At 40.5% G+C, this 13382-nt stretch carries 12 protein-coding genes; 3 read left to right on the top strand and 9 right to left on the bottom strand.

Translation table 11 applies throughout. From position 1 onward, the window contains the following. The first annotated feature begins 1 nt into the window (after nucleotide 1). Complete coding sequence (locus DCK90_RS07515) at nucleotides 2–838, top strand: aldo/keto reductase (RefSeq protein ID WP_108245566.1); 837 nt, start codon at nucleotides 2–4, stop codon at nucleotides 836–838. Nucleotides 839–841: 3 nt separating this feature from the next. Here DCK90_RS07515 and DCK90_RS07510 read toward each other — a convergent pair whose 3' ends face one another. After that, the gene (locus DCK90_RS07510; RefSeq protein WP_108245565.1) at nucleotides 842–1354 is read right to left on the bottom strand and encodes an acyl-CoA thioesterase; all 513 of its coding nucleotides are present in this window, start codon (nucleotides 1352–1354) and stop codon (nucleotides 842–844) included. Nucleotides 1355–1413: 59 nt separating this feature from the next. Continuing rightward, nucleotides 1414–2358, bottom strand: a complete 945-nt coding sequence (locus DCK90_RS07505; RefSeq protein ID WP_108245564.1) for an HU domain-containing protein — start codon at nucleotides 2356–2358, stop codon at nucleotides 1414–1416. Nucleotides 2359–2463: 105 nt separating this feature from the next. On the opposite strand from DCK90_RS07505, the gene dprA reads away from it, so the two are divergent. After that, nucleotides 2464–3570 carry a DNA-processing protein DprA gene (gene dprA, locus DCK90_RS07500; protein WP_108245563.1) on the top strand — a complete coding sequence of 369 codons (1107 nt, stop codon included), beginning with the start codon at nucleotides 2464–2466 and terminating at the stop codon, nucleotides 3568–3570. A 329-nt stretch (nucleotides 3571–3899) separates the two neighbouring features. Here the strand turns inward: dprA and trpS are convergent, their stop codons facing one another. Continuing rightward, entirely contained in the window at nucleotides 3900–4868 is a 969-nt protein-coding gene (trpS, locus tag DCK90_RS07495; RefSeq protein ID WP_108245562.1) for a tryptophan--tRNA ligase, read from the bottom strand. A 114-nt stretch (nucleotides 4869–4982) separates the two neighbouring features. Between trpS and DCK90_RS07490 the strand changes: the two genes are divergently transcribed. Beyond that, the gene (locus DCK90_RS07490; RefSeq protein WP_108245561.1) at nucleotides 4983–5720 is read left to right on the top strand and encodes a lysophospholipid acyltransferase family protein; all 738 of its coding nucleotides are present in this window, start codon (nucleotides 4983–4985) and stop codon (nucleotides 5718–5720) included. Here the strand turns inward: DCK90_RS07490 and DCK90_RS07485 are convergent. The 6 genes from DCK90_RS07485 to DCK90_RS07460 form a co-directional block, all read right to left on the bottom strand. Further along, nucleotides 5717–7582, bottom strand: a complete 1866-nt coding sequence (locus DCK90_RS07485; protein WP_108245560.1) for a sensor histidine kinase — start codon at nucleotides 7580–7582, stop codon at nucleotides 5717–5719. The genes DCK90_RS07490 and DCK90_RS07485 overlap by 4 nt on opposite strands. Nucleotides 7583–7586: 4 nt before the next feature. Next, on the bottom strand, nucleotides 7587–8747 hold the full coding sequence (locus DCK90_RS07480; RefSeq protein ID WP_108245559.1) for a histidine kinase: 1161 nt from the start codon (nucleotides 8745–8747) through the stop codon (nucleotides 7587–7589). Nucleotides 8748–8866: 119 nt separating this feature from the next. After that, entirely contained in the window at nucleotides 8867–10762 is a 1896-nt protein-coding gene (locus DCK90_RS07475; RefSeq protein ID WP_108245558.1) for a sensor histidine kinase, read from the bottom strand. Between the two features lie 120 nt (nucleotides 10763–10882). Beyond that, nucleotides 10883–12340, bottom strand: a complete 1458-nt coding sequence (locus DCK90_RS07470; RefSeq protein ID WP_108245557.1) for an outer membrane beta-barrel protein — start codon at nucleotides 12338–12340, stop codon at nucleotides 10883–10885. Between the two features lie 11 nt (nucleotides 12341–12351). Next, nucleotides 12352–12882: an RNA polymerase sigma factor gene (locus DCK90_RS07465; RefSeq protein WP_108245556.1), complete on the bottom strand. Its 531-nt coding sequence runs from the start codon at nucleotides 12880–12882 to the stop codon at nucleotides 12352–12354. A gap of 28 nt (nucleotides 12883–12910) precedes the next feature. Next, entirely contained in the window at nucleotides 12911–13354 is a 444-nt protein-coding gene (locus DCK90_RS07460) for a hypothetical protein (RefSeq protein ID WP_108245555.1), read from the bottom strand. Between the last annotated feature and the right edge of the window lie 28 nt (nucleotides 13355–13382).

The raw sequence follows: 13382 nt of genomic DNA, 5'->3' as shown, positions 1-13382 counted from the left end.
TATGAAAGAAATAACAGATTTACAAGGCTCTTTTGAATTGCACAATGGGGTCCAGATGCCCTATTTTGGATTGGGCGTGTATCAATCCGAGGATGGAAGCGAAGTGATCAATGCCGTAAAAGCTGCATTGAACCATGGTTATCGCCATATAGATACTGCGGCCATTTATGAAAACGAGGAGGGCGTTGGTACGGGTATCCGTGAAAGCAATGTGGACAGAAAAGACGTTTTTTTAACGAGCAAGGTCTGGAACACCGATCAAGGCTATGACGCTACTTTAAAGGCTTTTGACGCCAGTTTGGAACGTTTGGGAACCGACTATCTGGATTTGTACCTCGTACATTGGCCAAAGGGTGAAATTTCCAAGGAAACGTGGAAGGCACTGGAAAAGTTATACAAAGAAAAAAGAGTCCGGGCCATTGGCGTGAGCAATTTTTTGCAGCATCATCTGGAAGATTTATTGAGCTCTGCAGAGATTGTGCCTATGGTGAACCAAATGGAATTCCATCCGCATTTGGTGCAACAGGATTTGATCGATTTTTGTAATTCCAACGGAATTCAATATGAAGCGTGGTCCCCACTAATGCAAGGAAATATCTTTGATTTGGATATTATGAAGGATTTGGCCTCCAAATACAACAAGACGATTGCCCAGATTGTATTACGATGGGACCTTCAAAAAGGAGTGGTCACCATTCCAAAATCATCTAAAGAAGAGCGCATCATTGCTAATTCCGACCTGTTCGATTTTGAACTATCCGAAGAAGATGTGCAATTACTTGATGGATTGGAGAAGGGCAAACGGTTTGGCCCCGATCCTAATAATTTTGCTTTCTAAAACTTAAGCGGTAAAAAGCGCCTTAAGTTCCGTGGCATCTGCGGGTTTTAATTTGCCGGCAAGTACCAAGCTTAATTGCTTTCTTCGCAGAGCAGCGGCAAAACGTTCCTTCTCTAAGTCGGTTTCAGGATCCAAAGCTGGTACTTCCGTAGGTTTTCCAGTATCGTCTACCGCAACAAAGGTGTAAATGGCCTCATTGGCCTTGGTACGCTCACCCGTAAAGCGATCCTCTATCCAAACATCGATGAAAATCTCCATGGAGGTATTGAATGCACGTGAAACAGCAGCTTCCACGGTCACAACACTGCCCAATGGAACAGCTCGGTTAAAGGCCACATGGTTTACCGAAGCGGTAACGGTAATTCTACGGCTATGTCGTCGAGCAGCGATACTGGCAGCCCGGTCCATACGGGCCAAGAGTTCCCCGCCAAAAAGATTGTTGAGGGGGTTGGTTTCACTCGGCAATACCAAATCGGTCATTACCGTACGGGATTCACTGGGTTTTTTAGCGCGCATACCTTAAAATTTTGCGCAAAGATATTGAAGTGTGGAATGGTTTTTAAAGGAAAGCGGGATTATTTCTCGGAAAGCATCCAAGCATCTCTTGATTCCTTGCTTTTTACCTCCCTTAAAAATATAAGAGCTTCCTTGGGGTCATCAAAACTATCGTAGGCTACCTGATGCAATCCGTACTTGTTCACACCCAAATAAAATGCATTGTATCCCTTTTGTTTGAGTTGGTCCACCTTTTTGTCGGCATTTTGCTCTTCACGAAAAGCACCGGCAATAATGTGATGTTTGCCCAATTTCTTTTTGGTCACTTTAATGTTGATGGCGGGCAATTCCAATGGAGCACTTTCAAAAAACGTAGCTTCCTGGATCAAACGGGATACTTCTTGTTGCGCATCTTGTTGAGCGGCAACCTCTTTTTGTTGAAGTTCACCATAAGTGCGGTAAGATGTAGCACCAAAAGAAACGGCCAATAAGATAACTGCCGCATATTTTAACCAAGGTCTAAAGGAAGTCTGTTCCCTTTTCTCTGGAGTGATGATAAATGGAATACGCTCTTCCAATTCTTCTATCTCTTCTTTGATGACCTCACGTTGAATTGGAGTAGCGGCAAATGTGGATAGTCCAAAGGAAGAAGTCAAAAAATTGATTTTTTCTTCAGGTTGGAATTGAATACGTTGTTCACTGTTATGCCACAATTTTCCGATTCCAAAAAGTTCAATGCTATCTCCTTGGGCCAATCTGGTGTTCCAATTGTGAGCAATGTTTTCCACTTCCTGAAGCATATCCTCATACCCCAAATTCTTTTCTTTGGAGATATGGGACACCAACAAACCATCATTTTTGGACAGTTGAGCGTTAAAGGAAATGGTCTTGCTGGGTGGCACCAATGTATTGGTTGCCAAATCAATTTCTGCGGATTTACCATGGGCCAAGAAAGCCCCAAAACCTGGCACTACAACACAATTGTAATCGAACAACAATTTTTCTATGTATGAATCTATCCGCATGAGCACAAATATTGTAAAAAATGGGACAGTACAAAATAAGCCGGATAACTTTTTATTAACATTTGAAAATCTGTATTTTGTGGACAACTTTGACGCCCAAATCAAATGACTGAACCTGAAATTATTGCGGCTTTACGGCTGCAAAGCATTCCGAATATTGGAGATGTTACGGCAAAAAAATTAATTGCCCATTGTGGGAGTCCATCGGCCATTTTCGAGGACAAACTACAGCACCTTTTAAAAATTGATGGCATTGGAAAGATGACCTTAAAGGATCTATTTGATACCATCCATTTGGAAGAAGCCCAAAACGAGTTCGAATTTTTGTCCAAAGAAGGCATTTCCATCTCTTATTTTATGGATGATGACTATCCTGCCCGCCTAAAGCATTGTGTGGATGGTCCGATTTTGCTTTTCCAACGGGGAAACATTGATTTGAACAACCAAAAAATTATCAGTGTGGTCGGGACTAGGAACGTAACCAACTACGGGACTTCATTTTGTACTCAATTTATTGAAGAATTAGCCCCGCTAAACCCGATCATTGTAAGTGGCTTCGCCTATGGTGTGGATATTTCCATTCAAAAGGCGGCAATGGACCATGGATTGCAGACCATTGCCTGTATGGCACACGGGCTTAATCAAATTTATCCAAAGGTGCATGCCAAATATGAAACCAAGATGGAGAAAAACGGTGGTTTTGTCACGGAGTTTTGGAGCAACAGTCAACCCAATCGTGAGAATTTTCTAAAACGTAACAGGATTATTGCCGGAATCAGCGAAGCTACCGTTGTTATTGAATCAGCAGAGAAGGGCGGCAGTCTGGTCACGGCGGATATTGCACATGGATATCACCGGGATGTGTTCGCTGTTCCGGGCAGGGCGACCGATAAGTGGAGCAAGGGGTGCAATGACCTCATCAAATATCAAAAAGCACACTTATTGACCTCTGCAGCAGAGCTGGTTTACCTTTTAGGATGGGAAATTGAGGAAGAAAAACAGGAAAAAACGGTGCAAAAACAGCTGTTCGTCGAGTTGGATGAAACAGAACAGTCAATCTACTCCTACCTGCAGATAAACGGGAAACAGTTGCTGGATACCGTTGCTTTGGAATGTAACCTGCCTATTTTTAAAGTTTCGTCCACACTTTTGAACATGGAAATGAAGGGTGTGATCCGACCACTGCCCGGTAAAATGTTCGAGGCCGTGTGAGTACATAATTTTAAGTTCTAGGTGTTGAATTGATTAAAATTTGTGGGGCATAACCTTAAGTGACTAATTTTGAAAAATACGGGGTCACAGGTCTGAAAATCTTAGCATTTCAACCTAAATTCATTTTAAAAAAGTATCAAAACCACCTGAAAACAACCGTTTATCGCATGAAATGACAACAGAACAGTCACTCTGTTTTTGGGTGCAGTTCAACGGAAAGCAACCACTATAAATCGAGGATTTAGTTATTTCTGCCTAAAATAGGATGGTTCAATAAATTTCCGGAACTAAAAACGAACAGGCTTTTGCTTCAACTATTCGTTAAAAAGCTAGTAGCCCAACTTTTCACGAACCCTAATCAATACCTTATCGGCTACTTTACGGGCTTTTTCTGCCCCAAAGGCCAAGGCTTCGTCCACTTCGTTTTTGTGGTTCATGTAGTATTCAAACTTTTCGCGGGGCTCTTCAAACTTTTCCACGATAAGTTCGTACAGGGCCTGTTTGGCATGTCCGTAGCCATAATTACCGGCCAAATAGTTGGCGCTCATTTCTTCTACCTGTTCTGGAGTTCCCAATAATTTGTACAAAGCAAACACGTTGTCCTTGCTCGGGTCCTTGGGCTCTTCCATAGGAGTACTGTCCGTAACAATGCCCATAATCTGCTTGCGCAATTTTTTATCTGTTTGGAACAAATTGATGAGGTTTCCACGGCTTTTGCTCATTTTTTCGCCATCGGTTCCCGGTACGTACATGGTTTGTTCGTGTACTTTGGCCTCTGGCATTACAAAAGTTTCTCCCATTTGGTTGTGGAAGCGCGACGCCACATCACGCGTCATTTCCAAGTGCTGTAGTTGGTCTTTTCCTACGGGGACTATTTCTGCATCGTACAACAAAATATCGGCGGCCATCAACATAGGGTAGGTAAACAGTCCGGCATTTACATCTTCCAATCTGTCCGCCTTGTCCTTGAACGAATGTGCCAAGGTCAATCTTTGGTAGGGGTAGAAGCAGCTAAGGTACCAAGCCAATTCCGCCGTTTGCGGAATATCGCTCTGTCTGTAGAAAACTGTTTTTTCAATATCAAGACCAAAAGCCAACCAAGCGGCAGCTATGGCATATGTATTGTTGCGCAGCAATTCCCCATCTTTTATCTGGGTAAGCGAGTGCATATCTGCGATAAAGAGGAAGGAATCATTCTTTGGGTCCTGTGCCATTTCAATGGCCGGTGCAATTGCACCCAAAATATTCCCCAAATGTGGTGTTCCTGTACTCTGTATGCCGGTAAGTATTCGTGCCATGCCTAATTTTTGCCCGTAAAAGTAAGCATCCCTTACTTATAAAAAAAGTGGCTTTTAGTCTAAAAGATGGGACGCTATCAGAGCTAAATTTTGGAAATACTTTACATTTGGCGGATGCTTGGAGCAATCAAAAATGTGGGACATGTGTTGTATAGGGTCTGGTTCTATATTCTGGTTACCGTGCCCATTCTTTTGTTTTTTCCTATTCTTCTTCTGTTGACCATTTCGGAGAAGACCTATCACCAATTTTTTTGGCTTGCCCGGAATTTGTGGGCGAGGCCTATCCTATATGGAATGGGCTGTTTTCCAAAAATTCTGCGTCAACAGCGAATGGAAAGAGGTAAAAGTTACATGTTGGTGGCAAACCATACCAGTATGCTGGATATTATGTTAATGCTGATAGTTAGTCCTAATCCATTTGTGTTTGTAGGCAAAAAGGAATTGGTTAGCATTCCAATTTTTGGCTTCTTTTATAAGCGGGTTTGTATTCTGGTGGACAGGGATAGTGTAAAAAGCCGTACTGGTGTATATCGCCGTGCCCAGAAACGTCTTAACCAAGGGCTGAGCATTTGTATTTTTCCCGAAGGGGGCGTTCCGGAAGAGCATGTGGTTCTGGACAAGTTCAAGGATGGCGCGTTTAAAATGGCCATTGCCCACAACATTCCTGTGGTTCCGATGGCATTTTTGGACAATAAAAAACGTTTTTCCTTTACTTTTTTAAGTGGGGCACCGGGACCGATACGTGCCATTGTGCATCCATTTTTCGAGACAGGAATTTTAGCTGCCTCCGATACCTCAACGCTTCGTGAAGAGGTGAGACAGGTTATTTTGGAGGATTTGGTAAAGAATTAGAGGATTTTTAGGGGAATACGAACGATAACTTTTGTTCCCTCTGGATGATTGTAATCATCATATTTGTCCACTATGGTAATGGAATCTTTGTTTTTGCCTAATGATTGCAATCGTAGTTTGGTAACCTCCAGTCCCCTTGATTTTTTTTCATTCTGATAGATATGAAGCCTATCCTTTGCTGCCAAACGGCCTACTCCGGTGTCATCCACGATACATATTAGATTATGATTATCTTTCGTAAAACTAATATGGAGTTGTTTTGTTCCGGATTTTTTTGGCAGCAGTCCATGTATCAATGCATTTTCTACAAAGGGCTGTAAAATCATAGAAGGGATTTCTATTTCGCCGGGATCAAGACCTTCGTCCATGGTAATTATATAGGAAAAACTGTTGTCGAACCTCAACAATTCCAACGACAAGTAGTCTTCGAGCATTTTTATTTCTTCCGATAAAAGAATGTTGATTTCCATGGAGCTTTCCAGAACATTTCGGGTAAGCCGACTGAACTTGTTCAAATATTTTAAAGCACTTTCGATTTTTTTCACGGACACCAGATGTTGAATCGCGCTTAATGAGTTAAAAATAAAATGTGGATTTATTTGGGCCCGTAGCGCTCTTGTTTTTTCAAAAAGAGCTCTTTGCTGGAGCATCAGGTTTTCGCGGAATTCCAAATGGATTTTATAAAAAAGACCGAATGCAAATATGACCATCTCAATAGAACAACCAATAATTATATAGTAAAGCCCATCCAGCAGTAATCCATCTTCAGGGGTCGAATAAAATGTTCTAATCAAAGGAGCGGCACAATAGGCAGATGTGGCCAAGGCCATTACATAGGCCAAAGGATCTTTGCCCACATACATGAGATAGGCCAGGCCAATAAGTGCGGTAAAGTTAAGTATAGCATAGGCGTTTTGTGTAATAAAGATAAAACCTATGGTGTCGCCTAGCGCAAACAAAACACCAATACATATAAGGATTATACTGTTCAGAACCACAAGCACTTGTGCCAAAAAATGAACAAATGGGTATTCTTTTTTAGATTGAAGAAAACTTGCAAAAAAGAACAGATACACAATGTTGTCCACAAACAAGAAACTCTGGGAAACCCAGTAGGAGATGTAGTTATTGTTAAAGATGAACTCGTATATGCCAAACTTAAGTCCGCACACATACACAAAGGTCACCACAATGTAAATGGAGTACCACAAAAATTCTGATTTTTTGATGAAGAAGTAAAAGGACAATGTGGTAAAACACATGATAAAACAAAGCCCTGTAAAGAAATAGTAGGGGAGTTGGTCCTTATAATCCTTTTGCGAAACAAATGCATTGGGCGAGGCATTGCTAATGGTAAAGCCCCAATTCTGGACATCCTCCTTAAAGCTAATTCGCTTTGCTTTTATTAATAGATGCTCATTATCGAGCAAATTGCTCTTTCTCAACTTTAAAAATGAGTCGTAATACGAATGATTTACTTGGCTGCTCTCATTGTTTTTGTCAAACTTGCCTATTTTTTTAGAAACCATTTTATTTTGTGATTCCAGATATATGGTGGCATGATCAAATGAGTTGAAGGTCAGGTAAAAGTAATTGTCATTGGAACGGTTTGATACATGATCATACAAGTCCAACTGAATCCAATAGGTATCCTCAGGGGAAGTTTTTTCCGATATTTCTTCGGGTTTTACCAACTGACTTTTCTTGGTCAGGAAATCACTATAGGTCGTATCAGTTTGTGTTTTTAGAATTTTAAAACCTATCTCTTTTTTAAAAAAGGAACTTTCAAGGTTTTGGGAGAAAAGATTATTAGCGGGAAAAACGGCTAAAAAGGATAAAATAAACTTCACGTAAAATTTCATGTAGCTATCTTAAATTGGGGAGAGTAAGTGTTATGTTGCCAATCCATCTTTCCCCTATTTTATGGATTTTGCTTTCATTTTTAATATTGTACCCTTTTGCCGTATTGAGCAACTTGATTTGATCTTGCCATTTTAATATGCGTGCCCGATATTCTGGTGGCGTAGTGTTTTTTGAATCAAATTCCTGATATTGAATTACCAGTACAACTTCTGAGTTGGTGGATCTAAAGCTTATTTTAAAGTGTTGCCCTTTTTTTTGGTTGAACATGGAACGTTCGATTATATTTTCAAAAAGGGTGTGGGTAACAAATGAAGGTATTATGGCTTCTTGGAGTGTTTCGGAGCTTTTTTCCATGGCGATTACGTAGTCAAAGGAATCATCGTACCGTAGTTTTTGAAGCTTAAGATACCAGTGCAGCATATCAATCTCGTTATAGAGCGAAACGGTATCGTTCCCCAATTGCCTTAAATAGAACCGTATGAGTCTACTAAAAGTGGACAGGTATTCCAGTGCCAGTTTTTTCTTTTCGGAAGTAACAAAATATTGGATTGCGTTCAGTGAGTTGAACAAAAAATGGGGGTTGAGCTGTGAGTTGAGTGCCAATACTTTGAGTTCTAGCATCTCTTCTCGGATTTTTAAAAGTTTTTCTTGCTTTTTGAGCACTTCTTGGCCGGCCCTAACACTTTTGATCTTTATGGCACAGATAGAAGCTATGGCGGAAAGCATTTTTAAATGCCGTTCATTAAAATAGCATTTTTCGGGGTGCTCACAATCAATCACTCCATAAAGATGATTTTCGTCCACAATGGGAACGCATATTTCCGAGAGTCTATTGGCATCGTCCTCAATATACCTAGGGTCCTTTGATGTATCCGGAATCAATGCTGCCCTTCTCGTTTTTGCAACATTTCCCGTAATGCCTTCGCCCATGGAAATGGAAACAGGGTTGTGCAACGCCTTATCCTTAGGATTCTTGGGTCCATAAGCGGCTTTCTGAACAAGCAATTGTCTGTTTTGATCGACCAAATAAATAACACAGTCCACAAACCCCAGTTTAGAGATGCAGTTTTTGGCCAGATCCCAAAGGATGTCTTCTTCATTTTCTTTTCCCATCAAGGATTTGGAAAAGTATATGAGAATGTCTTCAAACTGTTCAGAGTTCACAGTATCAAAGGGTTAGTTAGTGTTTAGGTTTTGAATGTAAGAAATTTATTGATAGTTTTTGCAAAAGGTAAGGTTAATTGGTCCTTGGTTCTGTCGTAACTACACGACCTCATTAGCTATCAAACCTCCAAAGGAATGGATATGATTACTTCTGTGCCCAAAGGTTCATTAGTATCGTTCACTTTGTCCAATATTTCCACTTTACCGGAACCAAAATGCCAATTTTCCAACCTGTTGATAGTCACATCCAAGCCCCTTGCCTTCTTTTTGTTTACATATATTCCTTGGGATGGATGAGCCTGATTTCTGCCAACGCCCGTATCATTGATTATAATTTTTAGGATGTTTTCCTCCTCTTTCATGGTTATGGTCAGCTCTTTTTGGCCCGAAGTTTTTGGCAGTAAACCATGTATGATCGCATTTTCTACAAAGGGTTGCGAAATCATAAATGGTATTTCTATTTCGGAAGTGTCCAGTTGCCCATCTATATCTAAACTGTATGAAAACGCATTGTCAAAGCGAAGGGATTCAAGTTCCAAATAATCGTTCAACATTTCAATTTCTTCATCCAGTGTGCCGGTACCCTCTACGGATGCTTCCAGGGCATTTCTGGCCATGCGGCTAAATTTGGTCAAATAGTTTAGCGCGCTGTCGTTCTTCTTTTTAAGGATAAGATGCTGAATGGACCCAAGGGCGTTAAAGATAAAATGAGGGTTTATTTGTGCTCGGAGTGCCTTGTTCTCATTGGTAATGGCCTCTTGTTCAAAATAAAGACGCTTAAGGTATTCGTTGAATGCCTTGTAGGTAAGGCCGTAGGCAAAAAATATTATTTCGAGGATCGAGCCAATAATCAATACCAAAGAATTTCCATAAAACATGGGGTCGGAATCGGAACCTAAGTTAATGTAGTAATAGATGAAAATGCTTATCATATAACTGCTTCCGCCAATCAGGAAAATTGTACTTATCCTGTTCTTATTGTAAATGAACAAGTAAATCAAAAAGGAAATGGTTATCAAAAACGAAACGACCCTTAATACTTGTAAAAGATAGATATGCCCTAGATGATACCTAAATGCGAAAAAAAAGAGATCTGTAATCAAAAGAATTACGTGTGCATATATTCCAATTTTGATAAAGACATAGGTTCGGGGGTACTCTTTTTTTAAGTTAAGATAAAACAGAGCAAACATTAGGTAGAGTATGCCCAGAATTATGGCATTGGTATCCCAAAGCCAACTTATGATAAAAGAATTGTTCAGTTGGAGTCTCTCAGGTAAGATCAACTCCCCATGGAACAGATAGATTATAATGGACAAAACAAAAAGGGAGTATAGCAAAAACTCAATTTTTCCAAAGTAGATATAAAAAATCAGCATGGCTATGCTCATAATAAAACCAACTCCCAAGTATATATAGATGGGGATGGATAACTTGATGGCGCTCCATGTATATGCATTCTGATTTGAGCTCTGTTCTATACTGAATGTCCAGTTTTCTATTGATTCGATAAACTTTACACGCTTTACCTGCAAAAACAAAAAGCGATTGTTGATTAGAGCATTTTCGCGAATTGGAATTTCGCAGTGATATATGGAGGAGCTTGTTTTGTTGCTTAAGGTATTTTTATTGAACTGTCCTATAGGTTCATTAACTACACGCCCATTCTTTTGATAGTAAACTTTACCGTAATCAAAGCAGTTCAGCGTTAAAAAGTATTTTTCATTTTTTGATAAGGATTGCTCCAGCTTCTCAAAATCGAGCATAACCCAATAGGTCTCATCAGGATGGGTCTTATAGTGAATTTGTTCCTTCGGCAAGAATTTGTCCAAATTGCCGTAAGCCTCTTCAAAGGTCATTCGAGAATCCTTTGTTGGCAATACTTTAAAGGTGAGTTGCTCTTTGCTAGGGCTTTCTAGTTGTTGCTGTTGACCCAATAAATTGTTTGCTACCAGTAGGATGGGGCAAAAAATCAATAAAGCCTTGGATAAGGAAGCCAACATGTTCTTTTTCATTGAAATTACGTAAAATAAGGAAAAAAGCTAATCTCTGTAGGCAAACAAAAAAGCGTCCTGAAAAATGGACGCTTAATTAATTGCTTAAAGGAGCAATCTTCCTAACCAACTTCTTTTGTGCTAAAACTTAAAGGTAAATCCACTGTACACCCCTATAGAGTATGGTTGAAAATTACCGGAAACATTCGAAAACGTATTTAGCTGGTACTTGAACACAGGTTCCACATTAAACCTGAATTTTGGGGTAAAGTGATAATTAAGTCCCATACCAAAGTTTGCACTAAAGTTTAATGAGTTGATGTTGTTGGCCTCTCCCATTTCGGTAACCAGTTCATTGGATTCCAACAAAACCGAATTGTCTACAAGGAACAATGAGCTTACACCCCCTATTAGGTCAACCCCGAATTTTTTGTCGAGTAGGGCATAGTTTACTTCTAACGGAACCTCGATATAGCCCAATTGTTGGACCATTTTACCTTCCAAGCTAGGTACTTCATTAAAAGCAACTTCTTTGGCACCCAACACAGGGGAATTCTTTGCACTTTCCTTGCTCTGGACCAGTATGGTCTCGGAGTTTTGATCATAATCTATGTTCGCTATCCTATTGCTCGCCGCTGCCTGTAGGGTAGAGGAAAAGACCACATCATTGGTGTTGTAACCAAAGTTTACTCGGTGCACCCCTGAACGTATCTTAACTTTTTTGCCAACCTCATAGGCCACATTTACGCCATAACTCAAGTTGAGGTTCCCCGTTTTGGAGTTGGTGGCAAAATCCGCTCCAACGGGCGACCCATCGCCGGCACCATTAAAATAGACGGGAGCCAAAGATGGACCAACCGACCATTTTCCAGAGTTGTTTTTTGCAACCGCTTCCTCCAATTGTTCCTGCTCCGCAATGGCATCGTAAATGGACTGCTTCTCTGTTACGTCTTTTTCTGTAGTGTTTTCAGCAACCTGATTTTCGCTCCTTTCGGTTGATAAAATTGCTTTTCTTTTGGCAGATTCCTCCTCATCGATATTCATCACGATGGCACTGTTGTTCTTTTTCATCGCTTCTTTATCCTGAGAAAGTTTTTCATCCTTTGGTGCACTGTTCTTATCGATTTGAGCCAATTGTGAACCATTTTGGTTTGATATGGAAAAATTATTTCCAGTACTACTTGAAGCCTTGGTTTTGGTAAAACTGTTCTCTTCTGCTTGATTTTCCTTTTGATTCAAGGTGTTTTTTTCGGAGGTACCCACCAAACTGTTTTGCTCATTTTGGTTAGTAGTTGGAGGAATGAAATCTCGATTTATCTTCTCATTCGAACTTGTTTGATTTTCAGGAACTGAGATGTTTTCGACATCGGTTATAATCTGCTCCTGTTCTTGTTCTTCTCCGAATGGATTAATGGCCAGCAAAGCGATGATCAAAGCCGCCGCAGCCCCTCCAAGACCCCACCAAATAGGAACGGCCCGTTTTTTTTGCTTTTTCTTGTCCAAAGAAGCTTCGATAGAAGCCCAGACCTTTTCGTCCGGAACTTCTTGAAAGTCCTGAAAGCTTTCTTTGAACAATTGCTCTAAATTCTTTTTCCCCATTGTCTTTCTATTTAAGCAATGTTTATTTTGGCTTTTTCTATTTTTTCCCTCAAAATGGCCTTGGCCCTTGCCAAATTCGATTTTGATGTTCCAGTGGATGTCCCCAACATCTCACTGATTTCCTTGTGACTGTAACCGTCCAGCACGTATAGATTGAATGTTAACCTATACTTGTGCGGTAGCTCTTGAATGTATCCCAATAGTGTGGATAGGCTTATATCCGTGTCATCCGTGTCTATCTCCACCTCGCCCTCGGTGTTTTCCGACACTACGTTAAGGTGTTGGTCTTTTCTGTACTTTTGAAGCACAGTGTTTACCGTTATTCTTTTGATCCAACCTTCAAAAGACCCTTTGAAACCGTATTGGTCAATTTTGTCGAATATGGTCATAAAACTGTCGTGCAGACTATCTTCCGCCTCCGTTTTGTTACGGGAGTACTTCAGGCACATACCGAAAAGAATACCGGAATATCTCCGGTATAGTTCAGCCTGTGCCTGTCGGTTGCCCTTTTGACAGTTATGTATCAATTCTTCAAGATCCAAATGTTGGTCAATTTTGGATTGTTGCTATTTAATTTGTCGGTTCACCTTCTTCCGCAATCGGAACCGTGTATTCTAAAAATTTAGCATTTCCTTCTTCATCATCCCCGGCATAAAAACGGAAGGTGTAGTCCTTGGTGTAAATTACATTAAATTTTAAGGTGGCCACTACTTCTTCCACAGCTTCGGTGCAGGCCCTGTCCTCATCGGTGAGCACGGAACCGACCACTACGACATCACGACCCGTTTCTGCTGTTTGCGACACATCGAAACCTTCAAAAAATGTACAACCATTAGGTCTAAGGTAGGTTACTTCAATATCGTAAGTTTTTCCAAACTCGAACGACTCTGGAACTTCGGCCTCCACGGTAGTAAGGGCGGTAAAGTAAAAATTGGGGGAATCATCATCCACCTCACAAGAGATGAACCATGAGCATGCCACAATTAACATAAAGGGCATTAACACTTTTTTCATAATAAAAATCCTTTTATTCCCTAGATGT

This window comes from Muricauda brasiliensis, from assembly GCF_003057865.1.
Lineage (GTDB): Bacteria > Bacteroidota > Bacteroidia > Flavobacteriales > Flavobacteriaceae > Flagellimonas > Flagellimonas chongwuensis.
Note: the sequence above shows the minus strand (reverse complement) of the source record. Positions and strands in the feature narration are given on the sequence as shown.